Raw genomic sequence first — 22,503 nt, 5'->3', positions numbered from 1 at the left:
AAGGGTGTTGTCTGGTGCCGCAAAAAACAAAACATACCCCAATGATGGAACAATACTTTAATATCAAAGAAGGGTATCCAGATGCTTTTTTGTTCTATCGATTAGGTGATTTTTATGAAATGTTTTATGAAGATGCAGAACAAGTGTCACAATTATTAGAATTAACATTAACAAGTCGTAATAAAAATGCGGATGATCCAATTCCAATGTGTGGAATACCTCATCATGCAGCTCAAGGATACATAGATCGTTTAATTGAAAAAGGGTATAAAGTGGCAGTTTGTGAGCAAGTCGAAGACCCTAAAACAACCAAAGGCATGGTTAAACGAGAAGTTGTCCAGCTTGTGACGCCAGGTACACGTTTAACTAATAATGATGTGGGGGCTAAAGAAAATAACTATTTGACGGCTGTGACTTTCCTTGAACAAGAAAGTAAGTTTAGTTTTTCGTATGCTGATTTAAGTACAGGAGAAATTAAAGTTACTATACTGGATTCGGTGGATGGCATTATTAATGAATGTGAAAGTTTGCAGACAAAAGAAATTGTGATTGGTTCAAATGTAGGTGAAGATTTAGAGGAGAAATTAGAACATCATGGTATTTTAATTTCTAGACATCAAGCAGTGGATACTGTCACTTCTGAAATGAGTGCCTTAGTAGCTAGATTAGAAAGTGGAAATTTAATAATCGGTGCCAAAACGTTGATTTCTTATTTACAAATCACGCAAAAAAGAAGTCTGGATCACTTACAACAGGCAGTTAGTTATCAAACAGATCATCATCTAAAAATGGACTACTATTCTAAATATAATTTAGAACTAGCTCAATCGATTCGAACGGGCGATAAAAAAGGAACATTATTATGGTTGTTAGATGAAACCAATACAGCTATGGGTGCCAGACTGTTAAAACAATGGTTAGATCGCCCTTTAGTTGAAGAAAAGGCGATAATGACACGTCAAAATATGGTAGAAAGCTTACTTAATGCTTATTTTGAGCGCATGGACTTAAAAGAAAAGCTACGTAAAGTCTATGATTTGGAACGTTTAGCAGGTCGTGTCGCTTTTGGAACGGTTAATGGTCGTGATTTAATTCAATTAATGACATCCCTCAATCAAGTACCAAGCATCAGGGAAGTCCTTGAAGGGATAAATCAAGGCGAGTGGGATGAGTTACTAGTGGATTTAGTTCCGGCTCATGAGTTAGTGAAGTTGATAGAAGGCTCTATTAATGAAGAGGTACCTCTTGCAATTACAGAGGGCAACATCATTCGTGATGGTTACAATGAGCAATTAGATACTTACCGAGATGCTATGCGAAATGGTAAGCAATGGATTGCGGAGCTCGAGGCTAAGGAACGTAATGCGACTGGGATTAGAACATTAAAAATTAAGTTTAACCGTGTCTTTGGTTACTTTATTGAAGTAACGAAAAGCAATATAGATCAATTGCCAGAAGGGCGTTATGAAAGAAAGCAAACTCTAGCTAATGCAGAACGCTATATCACGCCAGAGTTGAAAGAAATCGAAACGTTAATTTTAGAGTCAGAAGAAAAATCTCAAGAACTAGAATACAAGTTATTCATAGAAGTCAGAGAAGAAGTTAAAAAAGAAATTGATTTCTTACAAAAATTAGCTAAATCATTAGCAAGTCTGGATGTCATTAAAAGTTTTGCTGATATTAGTGAGCAATATCATTACGTTCGCCCCGAATTAGTTAGTCATAAACATCATTTGGAACTAATTGAGGGGCGTCATCCAGTTGTAGAGAAGGTTTTAGGACATCAAGAATATGTACCGAATTCAGTTATGATGGATGAAGCAACGTCGATGCTTTTAATTACTGGACCCAACATGTCCGGTAAGAGTACTTATATGAGACAATTAGCGCTAACGGTTATTATGGCCCAAATAGGTTGTTTTGTACCTTGTGAGAAAGCTAAACTACCGATTTTTGATCAAATTTTCACTCGAATTGGTGCCTCAGATGATTTGATATCTGGGCAAAGTACTTTTATGGTGGAAATGATGGAGGCTAATCAAGCCTTAACTTATGCAACGCCAAGAAGTCTGATTTTATTTGATGAGATTGGACGAGGAACTGCTACTTATGATGGAATGGCGTTGGCTCAAGCGATTATTGAATACATTCATAAAAATGTGAAAGCTAAAACGTTGTTCTCAACTCATTATCATGAAATTACCGTTCTGGAAGAAGAATTATCTGGTTTGAAGAATATTCATGTTGGTGCTGTTGAAAAAGGTGGAGAAGTCGTCTTTTTACATAAAATGATGGAAGGACCTGCAGATAAAAGTTACGGAGTTCATGTAGCAAAACTGGCAGGTTTACCAGATAATTTATTAGACCGAGCCACTGAAATTTTAGTTCACTTAGAAAATAAAACGCCAGAGATGGTGATGGAAAATCAAGCGACAATCAAAAGAGTAGAGCCAATCGTTGTTGAAGAAACTGAGCAACTTTCTTTATTCAGTGGTAATTCTGAAAAAGAAACAGCTGTGCTAAATGAGTTGAAAGAGTTAAGTCTATTGGAAATGACACCGATGGATGCTTTGAATTATTTATTTAATTTAAAAAAACAACTTTGATACAATATTAGGAGGGAAGTGTCATGACGAAAATTGAAGAATTATCTCAAACGCTTGCCAATCAGATTGCTGCAGGTGAGGTAGTTGAACGCCCTGCTTCAGTCGTGAAAGAGTTAGTTGAAAATGCGATTGATGCTGGTAGCACACAGATTGATATTTTTTTAGAAGAGTCAGGTTTGAAAAAAATAAAAATCGTCGATAATGGTGAGGGAATTGAGTCGGATGATGTTTTAAATGCCTTTAAACGTCATGCTACAAGTAAAATTCATAGCCGAGATGATTTATTTAGAATTAGATCTTTAGGTTTTAGGGGAGAGGCACTACCAAGTATTGCCTCAGTTTCAGAAGTGACTCTAGAAACATCTACAGGTATCGGTGACGGTAGTTATCTGTTTTTATCTGGTGGTAAAGTACAAGAGCACAAACCTCATTCTTTAAGAAAAGGAACGAGTATCACGGTTGAAAATTTATTCTTTAACACACCAGCTCGTCTTAAATATGTGAAGACCTTACAGACGGAGTTAGCCAATATAGGTGATATTGTTAATCGATTGGCGATGAGTCATCCTAATGTAGCTTTTCGTTTAGTTCATGATGACAATCAAATGCTAACGACAACAGGAAGTGGCGATTTAAAGCAAACTATTGCAGGTATTTATGGAGTAGCTACAGCTAAAAAGATGCTAGAAATTAGCCAAGAAGATTTAGATTTTCATTTGTCAGGTTATATTTCTCTACCAGAAGTCACTCGAGCAAGTCGTAATTATTTATCATTGATTATTAATGGCCGCTATATAAAAAACTATGTGCTGAATAAAGCTATTGTTGAAGGTTACGGATCAAAATTAATGGTAGGAAGATTTCCGTTGGTTGTCCTTCAAATCGAAATGGATCCGCTACTAGTAGATGTGAATGTCCATCCAACTAAACAGGAAGTTCGACTCAGTAAAGAAAAAGAACTCGTTGTTTTGATTAGGAGTGCCATTAGAGAAGTGTTAAGTGAGCAACTATTGATTCCGAATGCAAGTGATAGTGTCCCTTACAGGAAACGTCTCGAGCAAGAAGAAAAGGTAGAGCAGCTAGGCTTGAACTTTTCTGAAAGAAAACCAATTCTGACACCAGAAAAAGAAAATAGTCCAATTGATTTAGCTTTTGATCAAGTAACGGGAGACTTCTATGTTAAAAACGAGCCACCAAAGTCAGTTGAAGGAACTCAATGGATACCTTATGAAAAAAAACAAGAACCACAATTTTCAACAAAAGAAACTTCTTTTCATGTTGAAGAAGACAACGTGTCAGAAGAAATAAATAGAACAATAAGTGAGACGAACCCTAATGAAAAGAAAGATGTCTTTCCTGATTTAGATTACTTTGGTCAGATGCATGGAACTTATCTTTTTGCTCAAAATCAGGAAGGTTTATTTATCATTGATCAACACGCAGCTCAAGAGCGTGTTAAATATGAATATTTCAGAAAAAAAATTGGCGATGTTTCGAATGACCTTCAAGAATTGTTAGTTCCTATTGTTCTAGAATATTCAGCTGATGATTTGATTCGAATTAAAGAAAATCTATCTGTTCTTGAAGAAGTCGGTATTATTTTAGAGGATTTTGGAAATAATAGTTTTATTGTTAGGGCTCACCCAACTTGGTACATCAGAGGACAGGAAGAAAGTATTATTAGAGAAATGATTGATATCTTTTTAGAAACAGGAAGAGTAAGTGTCGCAAAATTTAGAGAAGCGACTGCGATTATGATGAGTTGTAAACGATCAATCAAAGCCAACCATTATTTAGATGAAAAACAAGCCAGAGCTTTATTAGAAGATTTAAAATACTGTGAGAATCCTTTTAATTGTCCTCATGGTCGTCCTGTTTTAATTCGTTTTACAAATAATGATATGGAAAAAATGTTTAAGAGAATTCAAGACCCACATTAAGGAGATGTCTATATGACTGTTATACTTGCTTCAAGTTCACCAAGGAGAAAAGAATTACTTCAAAAATCAGTAGAAAAATTTCTAATTAAGCCGGCTGATATTGATGAAACGGTTGCTTTTGAAGAAACACCTTTAGACTATGTGGAACGAATGGCTAAAGAAAAAGCAACTGTCATTGTTGCGGACTATCCAAATGACATAGTGATTGGCTGTGATACCACAGTTGTTTTAGAGGAACTAATTATGGGTAAACCTGAATCAGATGATGACGCTAGAGATGTGTTGCGTCAGTTAAGTGGCGCATGTCATCAAGTATTGACAAGTGTTTATATAGCAACACCGACAGAAATTTTTCAAAAAACAGAATGTGTAGATGTCTATTTTTATGATTTAGAATCAGAGGATATTGAAAATTATCTGGCAACAGGAGAGCATCGTGATAAGGCAGGTTCTTATGGGATACAAGGACAAGGTGCTTTGTTTGTTAAGGAAATTAAGGGTGATTATTATTCAATCGTTGGGTTCCCCATTGGTTATGTTCATCAAGTTTTGAAAAAAATTCTTTAAGGAGGATTATTATGAATAAAAATCAAGAAGAGTTAAGAAAAAAATTAACACCACTACAATATCAAGTGACACAAGAAAATGGGACAGAACACCCCTTTACTAGTGAGTTTGATCAGTTTTCTGACGAGGGGATTTATGTGGATATTGTTAAAGGAGAAGCGTTATTTTCTTCAAAAGATAAATACGATGCTGGTTGCGGGTGGCCTTCATTTACGAAACCAATCGCAACACTTCAAGAATTGAAAGATACGAGTTTGGTTCGGACACGAACAGAAGTTAGAAGTCAAAAAGCTGATTCACATTTGGGACATGTTTTTCCAGATGGACCAGTGGAAAGTGGCGGATTAAGATACTGTATTAACGGAGCAGCATTAAGATTTATACCTGTTTCTGAAATGGAAAAAGAAGGATATGGGGAATATCTGGTGTTGTTTGAATAAAAAACGTGGAACAAAATAGCTTTTTATCTTAGGTTTACAATTGATAATTGAACTCAACGAAAAGCCCTCAGAATCGATTCTGAGGGCTTTTGTTAAATAACTAAATGAAACATTTAAATAGCTCTAGGTTTACATAAAAGCCAATTATCCTTAGTTGATATTTAAAAAAAAAGCATAAATTAGTAATGAAATAGCTATTTAAATTGTAATAATCCAAAACCAAATTGTCTTTTTTTATCACTTAATAATAATGTATTTTCTTCTACAAGTTTTAAAATAATATCAATATTTTTAAAACTGTTATTGGTTTTCTCTCGATCAATATATAAACCTAAAATACCTGTAGCTACAGCAGTTGCCATTGACGTTCCGGTCATTGAGATAAACTCTTGATTGGTCTTAATTGAATTACTAATAATATTTTCACCAGGGGTTACATAATTAAGATTTATATTTGAATTTGAAAAATTACTTGGTGAAAAATTTTCAGATACTGATCCAATTTGTATGGTTTCACAAAAAATACCAGGATAATTTATTTCCTCAGTTTCATCATCAGCATCACCATAATTTCCCGATGATGCAACAACTAAAGTTCCCATATTTCTCAATTCTCTAATGAGTGCATAGAGTTTTTCATTATATTACGATCATGCTTTAGAACAAGTTAAAAAGCAAAAAAACCAAAAATCCCCCTTATTAATAGTTAATAAGGGGGATTTTTGGTTTTTTAATAAACAATATATAGCTTTGATGATCGTAAAGTGTTTATAATGTTTTTAAAATATTGTATTATATACTTAAAAGGGGATGAATATTATGGAATTTATAAAACTCATAATTCTTAACAGATGGTATTTACCTATTCTCTCATTAGTTTACTGTATTTTAATTTACAAGATTTGTAAAGACAATAGATATTTAAATATATTAAAATATTATTCAATAATAGTACAAATTCTTTTTTTAATATTTTATTTTTTTATGGCATTCCAATTGGCAAGTATGAAGTATTCAAATTATGATCTATTTGCATACGGATTAACTTTATATTATATATTAGGTTGTATCCCCTTTATTTTAATAATTAATCAAAAGCTTAAAAAAAATACTATTAGTCTTCTAATAAGAATAGGGATTAATATTTTTATTATTTGTATTGGGATTATTTTATATTATCCGTTTATCATTTTGACATATGGATTCGGCCCCTAAAGTTATTTAACTCCTTGCTTTACATAATTAGATATTAGACCGAGCTGTAGACTTACCAACGGTTGTAGCCTGCGAGATTGTGAATTCTAATTGGTATACCTAATATTCAAAATAAGAATTCTTTTAAATAGGAATTTCTATCTTTTTGATTTAGTGAAATGGTAAAAGAACAACTTAGATTAGAGCGTTATTTATAAATACTGTGTAAACGATAAAAAAATTAGCTAATCTAAATAATAGAGGTTGGAAATTAGTTGAAATAAGAGTTTCCTCTATACAGAATGCGACTTTCTTAATATAATTAACGGAAATATCTTTATTTTGAACGGTTCATAGATTATTCATATCCCATACCACTAAAAATTATGTTACAATCTAAGGGAACATGCGTACGTGGAAGGTGGAGAAAAAGTGTACGAATACATTAAAGGAACGGTCACTTATGTGAGTCCGTATTATATAGTAATTGAGACAAATAACATAGGGTATCAAATAGCTGTGGCGAATCCATTTCGTTACTCAGCTCAATTAGAAAAAGAAGTGGTCGTTTATTTACACCAAGTTATTAGAGATGATGCCCACGTGTTATATGGTTTCTCAGGGTTAGAAGAGAAGCAGTTGTTCTTAAAATTAATCAGCGTCTCTGGAATCGGTCCAAAGAGTGGCTTGGCAATTATGGCTCTAGATGATCATGCCGGTTTAGTGAGTGCCATTGAAAACGAAGATGCTAAATACTTAACTAAATTTCCTGGTGTGGGTAAAAAAACAGCCCAACAAATGGTCTTAGACCTAAAAGGGAAACTAGATGAATTAGAGATTACAGGTGAAGCGAAGCAAGTTTATAGTAAACAAGATGATTTATTTAGCACGATTGATGATAGTTCCCTATATGAAGCAATCGAAGCACTAAAAGCTTTAGGATACTCCGAAAGAGAAATCAAACGTATTAAAGGTGAGCTTGAAACGATGACAGGTAAAGCAACAGATGAAATTTTAAGATTTGGTTTGAAATTACTTATGAAAAAATAAGGGGGAATCAGTTTGAACGAAGAAGAAAATCGTTTGTTATCTGCTGATATAAATGAAACAGAAGATTCTTTTGAAAAATCTCTTCGCCCTCAATATTTATCTCAGTATATCGGACAAGAAAAAGTGAAAAGAGAGTTAGAAATTTATATCAAAGCAGCCAAGCAAAGAGAAGAATCTTTAGATCATGTTCTTTTGTATGGTCCACCAGGGTTAGGGAAAACGACGATGGCAATGGTAATCGCTAATGAAATGGAAGTTAGTATCAAAACGACAAGTGGACCTGCGATTGAAAAACCAGGTGATTTAGTGGCTATTTTAAATGAACTAGAGCCAGGAGATGTATTGTTTATTGACGAAATTCACCGTTTACCTCGAGTGGCAGAAGAACTACTGTATTCAGCGATGGAAGATTTTTTTGTGGATATCATCGTTGGCCAAGGTCCAACTGCCCATCCTGTTCATTTCCCATTACCCCCTTTTACATTAGTAGGAGCAACAACTCGAGCAGGAATGTTATCAGCTCCATTAAGAGATCGTTTTGGGATTATTTGTCACATGGAATATTATGAAGATCAGGATCTAAAAGAAATTGTCTTACGTTCAGCAGATATTTTTGCGACAGAGATTATAGAGACAGGGGCATTTGAGATTGCGAGGCGTTCAAGAGGAACGCCTCGAATTGCGAATAGGTTATTAAAACGTGTCCGTGATTTTGCGCAAGTTGAAAGTGACGGAAAAATTGATGAATATGTAGCAGACGAGGCTTTGAAAATGCTTCAAGTAGATCATAAAGGCTTGGATTACGTGGATCAAAAAATACTGAAAACGATGATTGAGCTTTATAATGGTGGACCAGTAGGGTTGACTACTATTGCTGTGAACATTAGTGAAGAAACTGAAACGGTAGAAGATATGTACGAACCGTATTTAATTCAAAAAGGCTTTATCAAAAGAACTCAGCGAGGTCGTGTAGTGACCGAGTTTGGTTATGATCATTTAGGATTTAGTTATCCAGATAAATAAAAAAGAGATTTAAGTGGGAAAACTGCTGAATCTCTTTTTCTTAGCTATTTTATATAAAATAAGAACGCTTTTTCTTTTCAACTAAAGATGTTAAAATACAACAGGAAGATATAGAAAGGAACAGGTGACTATGACATTACAAACGTCAGATTTTGATTTTCATCTACCGGAAGAATTAATCGCTCAAACGCCGTTAAAGGATAGAACGGCGTCTAAATTATTGATTTTAGATAAAAAAACAGGTGATATCCAAGATAAACATTTCCATGATATTTTAGATGAATTACATCCAGGAGATGCACTTGTGATGAATAATACCCGCGTTTTACCGGCAAGACTTTACGGAGAAAAACCAGAAACAGGTGGACATCTAGAAGTTTTATTATTAAATAATATTGAAAACGATACATGGGAAACGCTCATTAAACCAGCTAAAAGGGCTAAAGTTGGCACTGAAATTTCATTTGGAGATGGCCGACTGAAAGCCGTTGTAAAAGAGGAATTAGAGCATGGTGGTCGAATTATTGACTTCGCTTACGAAGGAGTCTTTTTAGAAAATTTGGAAGCTTTGGGCGAAATGCCTCTACCACCTTATATTAAAGAAACTCTAGAAGATCAGGAGCGCTATCAAACGGTGTATGCTAAAGAAAATGGTTCAGCAGCAGCGCCAACAGCAGGTCTTCATTTTACCCAAGAATTAATGGAGAAAATTGAAGCAAAAGGAATAAAAATCGTTTATTTAACCCTTCATGTTGGCTTAGGAACATTTAGACCAGTCAATGTGGAAGATTTAGACAATCATCATATGCACAGTGAGTTTTATGCATTGTCAGAAGAATCAGCGGAAAGCTTGCGACAAATAAAAGCCACAGGTGGTCGAATTGTAGCTGTAGGCACAACGTCTATTAGAACGTTAGAAACAATAGGCACTAAATTTAATGGGGATATCCAAGCTGACAGTGGTTGGACAGAAATCTTTATTAAACCAGGTTATGAATTTAAATTGGTTGATGCGTTTACAACTAACTTCCATTTACCGATGTCAACATTAATCATGTTAGTGAGTGCTTTTTCAACAAGAGAAAATGTACTTAACGCTTATGAACATGCTGTTGCAGAAGAATATCGTTTCTTTAGTTTTGGCGACGCAATGTTTGTAAAATAATAGAAAAGAGGATCACAATGAGCGAACCAGCAATTAAATACAGATTAATCAAAAAAGAAAAACACACTGGCGCAAGACTAGGTGAAATTATTACACCCCATGGGACGTTCCCAACACCAATGTTTATGCCAGTCGGAACTCTTGGAACAGTTAAAACAATGGCACCAGAAGAATTAAAAGATATGGGTGCAGGAATTATTTTAAGTAATACCTATCATTTATGGTTACGTCCTGGAGAAGATTTAGTTGAAGAAGCAGGCGGACTACATAAATTTATGAATTGGGATCAAGGTATTTTAACGGATTCAGGCGGTTTCCAAGTCTGGTCATTAAGCGATATGCGTCGTATTGAAGAAGAAGGCGTTCATTTTAGAAACCATTTAAATGGCTCAAAAATGTTTTTATCTCCTGAAAAAGCAATTCAAATTCAAAATAAATTAGGACCAGATATTATGATGAGTTTTGATGAGTGTCCACCTTTTGAGCAAAGTCATGACTATGTGAAGAAATCAATCGAGAGAACTTCTCGTTGGGCAGAACGTGGTTTGAATGCTCATGCCAATGCAGATCGTCAAGGCTTATTCGGAATTATCCAAGGAGCTGGGTTCCAAGACTTACGGGAGCAAAGTGCTCGTGATTTAGTTAGTCTTGATTTCCCCGGTTATTCAATTGGTGGGTTATCCGTAGGTGAATCGAAACAAGAGATGAATAAAGTCTTAGAGTATACAACACCGCTTATTCCAGAGAATAAACCGAGATATTTAATGGGTGTGGGAACTGCAGATTCATTGATTGATGGTGTTATTCGTGGAGTTGATATGTTTGACTGTGTATTACCGACTCGGATTGCTAGAAATGGAACGTGTATGACAAGCAAAGGCCGTTTAGTTGTGAAAAATGCTAAATTTGCTCGTGACTTTAGACCATTAGATGAAAAATGTGATTGCTATACCTGTCGTAATTATTCTCGTGCTTATATTCGTCATTTAATTAAATGTGATGAAACATTTGGTATTCGTTTAACGTCTTATCATAATTTATATTTCTTATTAAATGTGATGAAACAAGTCCGTCAAGCAATTATGGATGACAATTTACTAGAATTTAGACAAGCATTCTTTGAAGAATACGGATTTAATGAAGAAAATCCGAAGAATTTCTAAAAATTCATAAATTAAACTAGTGTAATCTAATAAAATTTGATAAAGTTAGTAGTGACTTATAAAAAGAAAACGAGGTAGATTAAATGCAAGGTGGATTAGGATTTTTATTTCCGTTAATTATTATCGGTGGGATGATGTTTTTCATGACACGTTCACAAAAGAAACAACAAAATCAACGCCAAGAAGTTTTAAACAGCATGAAACTTGGTGATGATGTTATAACTATTGGTGGGTTATACGGTGTGGTTCATGAATTAAACACAGACAAAGGAACTGTAACAATTGACTGTGAAGGTATTTATTTAGAATTTGAACGTGCTGCAATTAAAACGGTGACACCTTCAACAGGAACTGCTCCTGTAGCACCAGTTGAGGTAGAAGAAGTAATTGAAGCAGAAGTTATCGAAACTAAAGAAGAAACAGAAAAAGAGAATCAATAAGATTTTCTTTCAAATTAAAAACAAACGAATTGCTTATAAAAGTAGTCCGTTTGTTTTTTTATTGAGATATTTTTATGGAATCTTTAGTTCAAATTCATATGAGAATTCTGGTTCGTTGTCATATGAAAAGAAAAAGACTAGTTTGTAATTTTCTGCACTATTATTAGTTATGTAGTCTTGTAAAGGAAAGATAGAGGTAGCACCGCTATCAATATATTCTTTAATGATTACTTTGGGTAAAATTGTTTCTACAGGTAGCCATTTATTTTTCGATTGTGTCATTACTTCTGTTTTAGAGGTTTCCCAAATTAAACGACGACTTGAAGAATTAGTAATGACTATATCAGTAGAATTTTCTGTGGATTGAGTAATTAAAAGTTCTTTGTTTTGATTATTGAAACTATCAACAGGTGTTTCTACTAAAATCTTGTACATCAATAAGCAAAAGATAAACATAAATAGTGGGAACAAAATAATTTTTTTATTCATTTGTTAGTTCCTTCCTTTTTTTGAAAAATACGACCTTTATTTATAAAAGAAGTATAAATTTGAAGAGAGGATGAGTCAATCATATTTAATAGTGGGGTAATCAGAAGCAATCTTTTTTATGAAAATGTGCTTATTGATAAATGTGAAAATGGTATCAATGTTTTAGGTTGAAATAAAAAAATAATGGTGTGGTTCATGATGGAAAGTGTATTTTAACAATATTGAGAGTTAATTTAAAAATAAAGTGAAAAAAATCACAAAAAGTATTTACAATTATGAAAAAATGATGTATGTTACATTTGTGAAGTAAATAACAAATTATTTCAGGAGGCTATTATGGTAAAGACAAAAGATAAAAAAGTTGAGAAACAAGAAAGTAACGTGGCACAAGTAATTGATGAATTAGTGGTAAAAGGTAATCAGGCATTAAAAGAAATGAAAGCTTTTGATCAAGAAAAAGTAGACCACATTGTTCATCAAATGGCGATGGCAGCTTTAGATCAACACATGCCTTTAGCAAAAATGGCAGTTGAAGAAACTGGCCGTGGGATTTATGAAGATAAAGCAATTAAAAATATGTTCGCATCTGAAAGTATTTGGAATAGTATCAAATATGATAAAACAGTTGGCGTAATTAATGAAGATAAACAAAAACAAATTATTGAAATTGCAGATCCAGTCGGTGTGGTTTGTGGAGTAACACCAACAACTAACCCAACATCTACAACTATCTTTAAAGCAATGATTTCAATCAAAACACGTAATCCAATTATTTTCGCTTTCCATCCAAGCGCACAAAAATGTTCAGCAGCAGCAGCTCGTATCGTTCGTGATGCAGCAGTAGCAGCTGGCGCACCTGAAAACTGTGTTCAATGGGTTGAACAACCTTCAATCGAAGGAACAAACACATTAATGAATCATGAAGGTGTGGCAATTGTATTAGCAACTGGTGGTTCTGCAATGGTCAAAGCAGCATACTCTACTGGTAAACCAGCACTTGGCGTTGGACCTGGTAATACACCAGCTTATGTTGAAAAAACAGCAAGAATCAAACGTGCTGTAAATGATTTAATTATTTCGAAATCATTTGATAATGGTATGATTTGTGCTTCTGAACAAGGTGTAATTGTTGATGCTGAAGTTTATGATGCAGTGAAAGCTGAATTTGAAGCTCATCAAGTATACATTGTTAAAGCAAATGAATTAGCTAAATTAGAAAAAGCAGTTATGAACGAAGCTAAAACAGCTGTTAACCCAGCAATTGTTGGTCATTCTGCAGTATCAATTGCAAAAGATGCTGGTATTAACGTTCCAGAAGGAACTAAAATTTTAATCGCTGAATTAGAAGATGCGGGTGCTGATTACCCATTATCTCGTGAAAAATTATCTCCAGTTTTAGCAATGTTTAAAGCTAACAGCCGCGAACATGGTTTAGAATTATGTGAGAAAATGTTAAAACTTGGCGGAGAAGGACATACTGCTGTTTTACATTCGGAAGATGAAGATTTACATATTCAATTTGGTCTAAGAATGAATGCTTGTCGTATCTTAATCAACTCACCAGCAGCACAAGGTGGGATTGGTGATATCTACAACGAAATGATTCCTTCATTAACATTAGGTTGTGGATCTTACGGTAAAAACTCAGTATCTAAAAACGTAACAGCAATTAACTTAATTAACACAAAAACTGTAACAAAACGGAGAAATAATATGCAATGGTTTAAACTTCCAGAAAAAATTTATTTTGAATTAAATTCAATCCAATATTTAGAAAAAATGGAAAACATCGAACGTGCATTCATCGTTTGTGACCCAGGTATGGTTCAATTTGGTTATACTCAAAAAGTGATTGATGAGTTAAACAAACGTAACAATAAAGTGACTTACGAAATCTTCTCAGATGTTGAACCTAACCCTTCAACAAACACTGTTTATGCAGGAACTGAAATGATTAACAAATTCAAACCAGATACAATTATTGCTATCGGTGGTGGTTCTGCAATTGATGCTGCCAAAGGTATGTGGTTATTCTATGAACATCCAGAAACAGAGTTTTTTGGAGCTAAACAAAAATTCTTAGATATTAGAAAACGTGCTTATAAAATTCAATCAGCTAAAAAATCTCAAATGGTTTGTATTCCAACAACATCTGGTACAGGTGCTGAAGTAACACCATTTGCAGTAATTACAGATAGCGAAACACACGTGAAATACCCATTAGCAGACTATGCGTTAACACCAAATGTAGCAATCATTGACCCTCAATTTGTAATGAGTGTTCCTGCAAGTGTTACAGCTGATACAGGTATGGATGTTTTAACTCATGCTTTAGAGTCTTATGTATCTGTTATGGCTTCTGATTATACACGTGGATTGAGTTTACAAGCTATTAGATTAGTATTTGATTATTTAGAAGAATCAGTAAAAAATCCTAACTTAGAAAACAGAGAAAAAATGCACAATGCTTCAACAATGGCTGGTATGGCGTTTGCTAATGCATTCTTAGGAATAAGTCACTCAATCGCACATAAAATTGGTGGAGAATACAATATTCCTCATGGACGTACTAATGCAATTTTATTACCACATGTTATTCGTTATAATGCAAAAGACCCATCAAAACATGCATTATTCCCTAAATATGATTTCTTTAGAGCAGATACTGATTATGCAGATATCGCTAAATTCTTAGGGCTTAAAGGAAATACAACGGCTGAATTAGTAGAAGCCTTAGCAACAGAAGTGGATGAATTAGGTAAACGTGTTGGTATTGAAATGAACCTTAAAGCACAAGGTTTGAGTCAAGAAACTTTAGACAGTACAGTTGATCGTATGGCAGAACTTGCGTATGAAGACCAATGTACAACAGCTAATCCTAAAGAACCATTAATTAGTGAGTTGAAACAAATCATTATTGATTCATATAACGCTTAATTATGATAAGAAGATACCTCTAATCGTTTCCGTTAGTTTGGATACGAATAGAGGTGTTTTTGCTTATAAATCCTCTATTATAGTACGTTGTTTTGGAAAATAAGGTTGTTTTGAAATAGCTGAGTTACCAACTTGTGATGATAGAGGAGGTTGGACAATTTAGTTGTAATCATATATAATTTAAGGATTGTTAATAGGAAAAGAGATTTTAATTAAAGATTAAAGTACTTTAATAGATAAAAACTTCTAAGAAAGAAGGAAATAACATGTGTGGAATAGTTGGATTTATTGATAATAATTCGGTAGAATCGAAAGAAAAAATAATAAATAATATGATGGAAGCTATTGCCCATAGAGGTCCAAATAGTGCAGGTAGTCATGTAGATGCTCAGGGAGCGCTGGGGTTTAGGCGTTTAAGTATTGTTGATTTAGAAGGTGGCTCTCAACCTATCTATAATGAAGACAAAACGCTTGTCATCACATTTAATGGTGAGATATATAATCATCTGGAATTAAGAAAAGATTTAATAGAAAAAGGTCATATTTTTACAACACATGCAGATACAGAAGTGTTACTTCATGGATACGAAGAATATGGTGCTGAAATATTACAAAAAATAAGAGGAATGTTTGCATTTGTTATCTGGAATACGCAAACAAATGAATTGTTTGGTGCTAGAGATCATTTTGGGATAAAACCTTTTTATTATACAGAAATGAACGGCAGTTTTATATATGGTTCAGAAATCAAAAGTTTCTTACAACACCCAGAATTTAAAAAAGAATTAAATAAAGAAGCGTTACGTCCATTTATGACGTTTCAATATTCAGCTTTAGATGAAACCTTTTTTAAAAATGTCTATAGAATTAAAGAGGGACATTTTTTTACTTATAAAAATGGTTTATTAGAAATTAAACAGTATTGGGATGTTAAAGATAACGAAAAAAATATGAGTTTAGCTGAAACTGTGGATTTAATTGATAAAACAGTTAAAGAATCAATTGATATTCATAAAAATGCAGATGTTGAAGTGGGATCGTTCTTATCATCTGGCGTAGATTCTAGCTATGTTGCGACTGTTTTGCGTCCTAACAAAACATATTCTATTGGTTTTGGTGATAAAACATTTAATGAATCAGTCGAAGCAAAAGCCTTAACTGATATGATTGGATTGCAGAATGAGTCACGTGTAATTGAAGGAGAAGAATCATTTATGAATTTCCCTTTAATTCAATATCACTTAGATGAACCAGATTCAAATCCTTCTTGTGTGCCTTTATTCTTTTTATCTGAATTAGCTAGTCGTGATGTTAGAGTAGTAATGAGTGGTGAAGGTGCAGACGAATTATTTGGTGGCTACCAGACATATGGTTTTTACACTAAATCAAAATTTATTAGAAAAACAACTGAATTGTTGAAAAAATTACCAGAAAAAGCAAAATACGGTTTAGCAGGCTTTATTAAGGATAAACAATTTCCGGGTAGTTTACATATGTATTCTAACTTAGCACCAGCAGAAGAATGTTTCATAGGAAACGCTAAAGTATTTGAAGAAAAAGAAGCACTAGAATATTTAACAAGTGACTATTCGAAATCACCTAGTGTTGCTGATATTGTTAATAAACAGTACAAAAAAGTTAGTCGCGTATCTAATCTTAAAAAGAAAAAATATTTAGATTTTCATCAATGGATGCCTAAGGATATTTTGTTAAAAGCAGATAAATTATCAATGGCTCATTCTCTAGAGTTGCGTGTTCCTTTACTGGATATTGAATTAATGAAGGTCTCAGAGCAAGTGCCTGAAAAGTACATGATCAATTCGGAAAATACTAAGTATGCTTTTCGTCAAGCCGCTGGAAGACATCTCCCAGAAGAATGGTCGAACAGAGAAAAATTAGGTTTTCCAGTTCCTATTAAAGATTGGTTACGAGAAGAACGTTATTATCAACACGTTAGAGAATTATTTTCTAATGAATGGGTTAATGAATTTTTTAATCAAGAAAAAATTATTCAATTATTAGATGATAACTTTGAAGAAAAAGTTGATGAACGTCGTAAAATCTGGACAATTTTTACTTTCTTAACTTGGTATAATGTTTACTTTATTAATGACGGACAAAAACCAGAGTTAGTTGATTTAACAGCTTAATAATTATTTGAAGGGAGTAGAATCCATGAAGTTTTTACCGATTATTTTAGGAACAGATGTTAATGCTTACGGTATTGCGCGTTCAATACATATGGAATATGGCATCAAAAGCTTATGTGTTGGACAAGGGAAATTGCCAATGACCAATCATTCTAAAATCATTGATATAGAGGTAGTTAATAATTTAACTGAACCCGCTATTTTTTCAGAAGCAATGGTTCCTTTATTAAAAAAGAAACTAGAAACGTATGATACGTTGATTTTGTTTGCTGCAAGTGATGGTTATGCTGAACTAGTTATTGATCATCAAGAAGAGCTATCTAAGTATTGCCAATTACCGTTTGTAAAAAAAGAATTAAAAGATCAATTAATTTTGAAAGAAGATTTTTATGATTTGTGTGAGGAATTAAAATTACCTTATCCAAAGACAATTAAAGTAACAGCAAATAACTACAAAGAGATTGATGTCCCGTTTGACTATCCGGTTGTTGTAAAACCAAGCAACAGTGTGACATATACTGTTGCTGATTTTAAGGACAAGAAAAAAGCATATATTTTACATAATAAAGAAGAAGTTAATGAGGCACTAACTAATATCTTTAGTTCAGGTTATTCAGATACTATGTTGATGCAAGATTTTATTCCAGGACCAGATAGCAATATGCGTGTCTTAAATGCTTATGTTGGAAAAAATAATAAAGTTCATTCAATGTGTTTAGGACATCCTTTCTTAGAAGATGTTACGCCAACATTAGTTGGTAATTATGTAGCAATTAAAAGTACATTTGATGCCGATATTTATGAGACGTATACTCGCTTTTTAGAGGGAATAGGCTACACAGGATTTGCTAACTTCGATATGAAATTCGACGAACGTGATCAAACCTTTAAAATTTTTGAAATAAATTTAAGGCCAGGTCGAAGCAGTTTTTATTCAACACTAGCCGGCTGCAATTTAATGGCGTATTCAATTAAAGATTTAGTTGAAGAAAAAGAAAACAAGACGGTTTTTTTAAATAAAAATGAGAAATTATGGTTAGGTGTTCCTAAAGAAGTCGTGCTAACTTATACTGAGGACGATACGTGTAAGCAAGTTGCTAAAGAGATGATTGATAAAAATGAGTATGGTTATACATTGTTTTATGAAAAAGACAAATCTTTTATTAGAGATTTAAGTATGAAAAAATACTATCAATCTTACACGGAACGTTACGAAAAATGGTTTGAAAAGAAGGGAAGATAAAAAATGGCATTAGTTAATTTAGCTAATCCGGAAGAAGTAAAAAAATATGAAACATTTATTTTAAATAGTCCTTATACAGCAACAACACAAGATATGGCTTGGGCTAAGGTAAAAAATAATTGGACACCTTTTTATGTTTACTTAGAGGAAGAAAATGAAATAATAGCAGCAATGTCTATTTTGACTGTATCATCTGTTGGAGATAAAAAAATTGCTTATGCGACTAGAGGTCCAGTGTGTGATATTAGAAATATTGAGTTAGTAAAAGCACTATACGATGAGGCTGAAAAACATTTAGTAGATGAAAATATTTTCTTAATGCGAACAGATCCGGAAGTCTTCTATGATCAAGCACTATCTGACGCCTATAAAGCAGCTGGTTTTGTTGTTCGTAATAAAGAGATTAATCCACACTCGACTATTCAACCACGCTTAAATATGAGACTAGATATGGAAGGCAAGACTGAGGAAGAGTTACTTGGAGAGTTCCATTCTAAAACACGTTATAACATTAGATTAGCAGATAGAAAAGGCATCCAGGTACATTCCTCTAGAAATCTAGAAGACTTAAAAGCATTTTACGAAACGCATGTTATTATGAGTGAACGACAAGGAATTAGTTACCGTCCATACGAATATTTTGAGCGTGTCTTAAATGCTTATGGAGATAATGCAAAAGTATTCATCGCAAGCTTTGAAGAGGAAGTATTAGCAGGTGCGTTATGTTTAAGTTATGGTAACGTGACATGGTATATGTATGGTGGCTCTAATAACCTTCATAGAAATAAGATGCCTAATTATTTAATGCAGTGGGAAATGATTAAGTGGGGATTAGAAAGAAAAACAAGATTTTATGATTTTGGTGGCATATTTGAGATGAATGAAGAAGATGGCTTGTATCGATTTAAACGAGGTTTTGTTGGTAGTGATCAAGCAACAGAATTTATCGGTGAAATTGATAGAGTTTATGACAAAGAAGCTTATCAAGCGTTTTTAAATGAATAATCGAAAAAAGTGGAGAATATCATATCTCTACTTTTTTAATAGAAATTCTTAAGGAATCACTACCTAAATTTAATATCTCCGTTCTAGCACTTTAAATAAAAGGGTGTTAAAATAAAGTTTATGTGTATCTAAAATTCAAGACTTTTGTCGAGGTGGAAATGTGAAAAAATTTAATTCAAGTAGAAATATAATTATTGCGATAACGATTGTTATTGTTGTTGTCCTGTTGATTAGCTTCAGTTCCATGCAAAGAGATAATAAAAAACAAAGTTTACCAGGTCAATCTGAAACAAATGGTGTGATTGCAACAATTGATAAGGTAGTGAAAGCGCCGTTTATTGGAATTGAGAATGGTGTTAAGTCAATAAACAATTTGTTTAATACGTATACTGAAAATGATAATTTAAAGAAAAAAATTGATCATACGGCTTCTCTTGAAGCTGAAGTAGCTAATTTAAAAACAGAAAATGAAAAATTAAAAGGTCAATTAGATTTAAATGCCACGCTTTCAAATTATGAAACAGTGAATGCCACTGTTATTAATCGTTCTCCAGATAGCTGGCAAGATGTATTGATCATCGATAAGGGTAAAAAAGATGGTATTGAAGTGAATATGGCAGTTATGGGAGATAAAGGTTTAATTGGTCGTGTGATTATAGCTGAAAATAATAGCTCTAAAGTAGAACTGTTAACAACGATTAACCAAAATACAAATCATTTTCCAGTGATGTTACAAGGAGAAGATAGTAAAATGGTTTATGGTCTAATGGAAGGTTATAACAATAAAACTCATACTTTGATTGTTTCACAGTTAACTTCAACTGAAGGCTTAAAAGAAGGAACACCAGTGACAACTTCCGGGTTAGGGAATAATTCACCTAAAGGATTGCTAGTTGGAGAAATTAAAGAGATTAAGAAAAATAAAACAGGTTTAGATGCTGAAGTACTAGTTACACCCGTAGCAGATATGTATGATGTGAATTCAGTTACTGTAATTAAGAGGTTAGCAGGTACAAATGAATGATGCAAAAACGAAAGTATCTATCTTATACTTTGCCGCTAATTTTCTTTTTAATGATGTTGATTGATGGTCATATTAGCAGTTCACTTTTATCAGCAATTTCAGTTCCTATGGATTTTACCAGTAACTTACTGTTGATGTTTCTAATGTTTGCAACTTTTCAAATGGAAAAAACTTACCTAGTTGTATGGTCAAGTGTGATTGGGTTATTATATGATTCTTACTTTTATAATGTTATTGGGATTAATCTGATTCTATTTCCAATATTAGTTATTCTAATTTATAGTTTGTTTGAACATGTCTATCCTAATACATTTACCATTATTTTAAGTTTTATTGTCTTTGTTACGGCACTTTCTGTTGGAAGAGTATTTTTATTAGTCTTATTTAAATTAACAAGCACAACTATTTTAGATTTTTTTGCAAGAACATTGGCACCGACATTATGCTTGAATATTATACTAATAGCTTTGTTAGTAGTACCGTTAAAAAAGATGTTTAATGTAAAAAAATAGATGTTATGTTGAATGAAATATGTTTGTAACATTTCTATTATATGACTGACATGTCTCTATGCTACAATTCATTTGTTGTTAAAAATAAATTAAACATTAAATTAAACATAAAATATAAAATTTGGAAATTACACGGGGGACTACTAAATTGAAAAAGAAAATTTTATCTACGTTACTTACAAGTACTATGATCCTATCAGCAACAGCTCTTCCATTGATGGCAAGTGCTGACTCAGTTGATCAAAAGATTGCTTCTCAAGACAAAAAAATTACTGATTTACAAGGGAAAGAAGCATCAGCTTCATCTCAATTAGCTTCAATCCAAAGCAATATTACATCAATTAAAGACCAAGCAGACGCTTTACAATCAAAACAAGTAGAATTAAATAATGAAATTGGTTCTTTAAATACTGAAGTTAAAGATTTAGAAAAACGTATTGAAAAACGTGATGCTTCTATTAAAGAGCAAGCTCGTTCAGTACAAGTTGATTCAGGTAGCTCAAACGTTGTAGACTTAGTTTTAAATTCTGATTCAGTATCAGATGCTGTGACTAAAGTTATGGCAGCTTCTAAATTAGTTGGAGCTAACAATGATATGATGCAACAACAAAAAGAAGACAAACAATCTGTTGAAGATAAAAAATCAGAAACAGAAGCAAAAGCATCTGAAGTACAAGCGAATGCAGTTACTTTAGAACAAAAAAAAGGCGAGTTAGTTAGCCAAGAATTAACACAACAAGTTGCAATTAGTGAAATTGCTGCTGAAAAAGAAACTGAACAAAGTAAAAAAGATCAATTCTTAAATGAAAAAGCAGAAGCAGAAGCTAAACTTGCAGCTGAACAAGCAGCAGTCGAAGCAGCAGCTAAAGTAGCAGCAGAAGCTGAAAAACAAGCGGCTAAAGAAACAGTAGCTCCTGTAACACCAACAACTGAAGTTAAAACACCAGAAGTACCAACAAATGAAAACAAAGCACCAGAAGTACCAGTTAATAATGGTGGAGAAACAGCTCCAGTTGATAACAACAACAACAATAACAACAATAACAACAATAATAATAACCAAGGTGGAGAAACAGTAACACCACCGAAACAACCAACTGAAACACCAGCACCACCTGCATCATCAAACGGTAGTGCAGTGGTAGCAGAAGCTTACAAACATATTGGTAAACCTTATGTTTGGGGAGCTAAAGGACCAGATTCATTTGACTGTTCTGGATTTACATCTTATGTTTATCGTGTTGCAGCTGGAAGAGAAATTGGTGGATGGACAGTACCACAAGAAAGTGCTGGAGCTAAAATTTCACTTAGCCAATTACAACCAGGAGACTTAGTATTCTGGGGAGCGCAAGGATCAACACATCACGTTGGTATTTATATCGGTGGCGGACAATACATCCACGCACCACAACCAGGTGAAAACGTAACAGTACAAAGTATAGCTTATTGGTCACCAGATTTTGGAGTACGTATGTAATTCGAATTTAAACTTTGCGAGGTAATCCAGTAACTTGGGTTACCTCTTTTTATAAGGAATGATGAAATGAGTCGTAAA

General features: G+C 33.4%; 18 protein-coding genes. 16 read left to right on the top strand and 2 right to left on the bottom strand.

The window, feature by feature from the left end:
- The first annotated feature begins 14 nt into the window (after nucleotides 1-14).
- From mutS to msrB, 4 genes are read left to right on the top strand one after another with little or no spacing between them, the layout of a single operon-like run.
- The gene (mutS, locus tag FM121_RS05725) at nucleotides 15-2,606 is read left to right on the top strand and encodes a DNA mismatch repair protein MutS (protein ID WP_086951200.1); all 2,592 of its coding nucleotides are present in this window, start codon (nucleotides 15-17) and stop codon (nucleotides 2,604-2,606) included.
- Between the two features lie 23 nt (nucleotides 2,607-2,629).
- The gene (gene mutL, locus FM121_RS05720) at nucleotides 2,630-4,546 is read left to right on the top strand and encodes a DNA mismatch repair endonuclease MutL (RefSeq protein WP_086951199.1); all 1,917 of its coding nucleotides are present in this window, start codon (nucleotides 2,630-2,632) and stop codon (nucleotides 4,544-4,546) included.
- Between the two features lie 12 nt (nucleotides 4,547-4,558).
- On the top strand, nucleotides 4,559-5,113 hold the full coding sequence (locus FM121_RS05715) for a Maf family protein (protein WP_086951198.1): 555 nt from the start codon (nucleotides 4,559-4,561) through the stop codon (nucleotides 5,111-5,113).
- A gap of 11 nt (nucleotides 5,114-5,124) precedes the next feature.
- A complete protein-coding gene (msrB, locus tag FM121_RS05710; RefSeq protein ID WP_086951197.1) occupies nucleotides 5,125-5,553 on the top strand; it encodes a peptide-methionine (R)-S-oxide reductase MsrB in 429 nt (142 codons plus the stop codon).
- A 194-nt stretch (nucleotides 5,554-5,747) separates the two neighbouring features.
- On the opposite strand, the gene FM121_RS05705 is transcribed toward msrB, so the two are convergent.
- Nucleotides 5,748-6,155, bottom strand: a complete 408-nt coding sequence (locus FM121_RS05705; RefSeq protein WP_086951196.1) for a S8 family serine peptidase — start codon at nucleotides 6,153-6,155, stop codon at nucleotides 5,748-5,750.
- A gap of 1,024 nt (nucleotides 6,156-7,179) precedes the next feature.
- Between FM121_RS05705 and ruvA the strand changes: the two genes are divergently transcribed.
- The 5 genes from ruvA to yajC all read left to right on the top strand — a co-directional run bounded on the left by ruvA (nucleotide 7,180) and on the right by yajC (nucleotide 11,588).
- On the top strand, nucleotides 7,180-7,797 hold the full coding sequence (gene ruvA, locus FM121_RS05695) for a Holliday junction branch migration protein RuvA (protein ID WP_086951318.1): 618 nt from the start codon (nucleotides 7,180-7,182) through the stop codon (nucleotides 7,795-7,797).
- A gap of 12 nt (nucleotides 7,798-7,809) precedes the next feature.
- A complete protein-coding gene (ruvB, locus tag FM121_RS05690) occupies nucleotides 7,810-8,820 on the top strand; it encodes a Holliday junction branch migration DNA helicase RuvB (protein ID WP_086951194.1) in 1,011 nt (336 codons plus the stop codon).
- Nucleotides 8,821-8,950: 130 nt separating this feature from the next.
- On the top strand, nucleotides 8,951-9,985 hold the full coding sequence (gene queA, locus FM121_RS05685; protein ID WP_086951193.1) for a tRNA preQ1(34) S-adenosylmethionine ribosyltransferase-isomerase QueA: 1,035 nt from the start codon (nucleotides 8,951-8,953) through the stop codon (nucleotides 9,983-9,985).
- Between the two features lie 17 nt (nucleotides 9,986-10,002).
- Entirely contained in the window at nucleotides 10,003-11,148 is a 1,146-nt protein-coding gene (gene tgt / locus FM121_RS05680; RefSeq protein ID WP_086951192.1) for a tRNA guanosine(34) transglycosylase Tgt, read from the top strand.
- Nucleotides 11,149-11,231: 83 nt separating this feature from the next.
- Nucleotides 11,232-11,588: a preprotein translocase subunit YajC gene (yajC, locus tag FM121_RS05675; RefSeq protein ID WP_086951191.1), complete on the top strand. Its 357-nt coding sequence runs from the start codon at nucleotides 11,232-11,234 to the stop codon at nucleotides 11,586-11,588.
- 72 nt (nucleotides 11,589-11,660) lie between these two features.
- On the opposite strand, the gene FM121_RS05670 is transcribed toward yajC, so the two are convergent.
- The gene (locus tag FM121_RS05670; protein WP_086951190.1) at nucleotides 11,661-12,077 is read right to left on the bottom strand and encodes a hypothetical protein; all 417 of its coding nucleotides are present in this window, start codon (nucleotides 12,075-12,077) and stop codon (nucleotides 11,661-11,663) included.
- Between the two features lie 336 nt (nucleotides 12,078-12,413).
- On the opposite strand from FM121_RS05670, the gene adhE reads away from it, so the two are divergent.
- The 7 genes from adhE (at nucleotide 12,414) to FM121_RS05635 (ending at nucleotide 22,425) form a co-directional block, all read left to right on the top strand.
- Nucleotides 12,414-15,014 carry a bifunctional acetaldehyde-CoA/alcohol dehydrogenase gene (gene adhE, locus FM121_RS05665; protein WP_086951189.1) on the top strand — a complete coding sequence of 867 codons (2,601 nt, stop codon included), beginning with the start codon at nucleotides 12,414-12,416 and terminating at the stop codon, nucleotides 15,012-15,014.
- Nucleotides 15,015-15,280: 266 nt separating this feature from the next.
- Nucleotides 15,281-17,164, top strand: a complete 1,884-nt coding sequence (gene asnB, locus FM121_RS05660) for an asparagine synthase (glutamine-hydrolyzing) (protein ID WP_086951188.1) — start codon at nucleotides 15,281-15,283, stop codon at nucleotides 17,162-17,164.
- Nucleotides 17,165-17,189: 25 nt separating this feature from the next.
- Nucleotides 17,190-18,407 carry a carboxylate--amine ligase gene (locus tag FM121_RS05655; RefSeq protein ID WP_086951187.1) on the top strand — a complete coding sequence of 406 codons (1,218 nt, stop codon included), beginning with the start codon at nucleotides 17,190-17,192 and terminating at the stop codon, nucleotides 18,405-18,407.
- Between the two features lie 3 nt (nucleotides 18,408-18,410).
- On the top strand, nucleotides 18,411-19,412 hold the full coding sequence (locus tag FM121_RS05650; RefSeq protein ID WP_086951186.1) for a lipid II:glycine glycyltransferase FemX: 1,002 nt from the start codon (nucleotides 18,411-18,413) through the stop codon (nucleotides 19,410-19,412).
- 160 nt (nucleotides 19,413-19,572) lie between these two features.
- Nucleotides 19,573-20,436, top strand: coding sequence for a rod shape-determining protein MreC (gene mreC, locus FM121_RS05645; RefSeq protein WP_086951185.1), 864 nt, complete (start codon nucleotides 19,573-19,575; stop codon nucleotides 20,434-20,436).
- Nucleotides 20,433-20,948, top strand: a complete 516-nt coding sequence (mreD, locus tag FM121_RS05640; protein ID WP_086951184.1) for a rod shape-determining protein MreD — start codon at nucleotides 20,433-20,435, stop codon at nucleotides 20,946-20,948. Before mreC ends, mreD begins: the two co-directional genes overlap by 4 nt.
- Before the next feature lie 148 nt (nucleotides 20,949-21,096).
- Nucleotides 21,097-22,425 carry a C40 family peptidase gene (locus FM121_RS05635; RefSeq protein WP_086951183.1) on the top strand — a complete coding sequence of 443 codons (1,329 nt, stop codon included), beginning with the start codon at nucleotides 21,097-21,099 and terminating at the stop codon, nucleotides 22,423-22,425.
- Nucleotides 22,426-22,503 lie beyond the last annotated feature (78 nt).

It is taken from the genome of Vagococcus fluvialis bH819 (genome assembly GCF_900163795.1).
In the GTDB taxonomy this organism is placed as follows: domain Bacteria; phylum Bacillota; class Bacilli; order Lactobacillales; family Vagococcaceae; genus Vagococcus; species Vagococcus fluvialis_A.
This window is presented reverse-complemented; position numbering and strand designations above follow the sequence as displayed.

Excerpts from the sequence above, each read along its gene's own strand:
- FM121_RS05705 (WP_086951196.1), bottom strand. The coding sequence starts at position 6,155 with ATGGGAACTTTAGTTGTTGCATCATCGGGAAATTATGGTGATGCTGAT.
- yajC (WP_086951191.1), top strand. The coding sequence starts at position 11,232 with ATGCAAGGTGGATTAGGATTTTTATTTCCGTTAATTATTATCGGTGGG.
- mutL (WP_086951199.1), top strand. The coding sequence starts at position 2,630 with ATGACGAAAATTGAAGAATTATCTCAAACGCTTGCCAATCAGATTGCT.
- FM121_RS05670 (WP_086951190.1), bottom strand. The coding sequence starts at position 12,077 with ATGAATAAAAAAATTATTTTGTTCCCACTATTTATGTTTATCTTTTGC.
- tgt (WP_086951192.1), top strand. The coding sequence starts at position 10,003 with ATGAGCGAACCAGCAATTAAATACAGATTAATCAAAAAAGAAAAACAC.
- adhE (WP_086951189.1), top strand. The coding sequence starts at position 12,414 with ATGGTAAAGACAAAAGATAAAAAAGTTGAGAAACAAGAAAGTAACGTG.
- msrB (WP_086951197.1), top strand. The coding sequence starts at position 5,125 with ATGAATAAAAATCAAGAAGAGTTAAGAAAAAAATTAACACCACTACAA.
- mreD (WP_086951184.1), top strand. The coding sequence starts at position 20,433 with ATGATGCAAAAACGAAAGTATCTATCTTATACTTTGCCGCTAATTTTC.
- queA (WP_086951193.1), top strand. The coding sequence starts at position 8,951 with ATGACATTACAAACGTCAGATTTTGATTTTCATCTACCGGAAGAATTA.
- FM121_RS05650 (WP_086951186.1), top strand. The coding sequence starts at position 18,411 with ATGGCATTAGTTAATTTAGCTAATCCGGAAGAAGTAAAAAAATATGAA.
- FM121_RS05655 (WP_086951187.1), top strand. The coding sequence starts at position 17,190 with ATGAAGTTTTTACCGATTATTTTAGGAACAGATGTTAATGCTTACGGT.
- asnB (WP_086951188.1), top strand. The coding sequence starts at position 15,281 with ATGTGTGGAATAGTTGGATTTATTGATAATAATTCGGTAGAATCGAAA.
- FM121_RS05715 (WP_086951198.1), top strand. The coding sequence starts at position 4,559 with ATGACTGTTATACTTGCTTCAAGTTCACCAAGGAGAAAAGAATTACTT.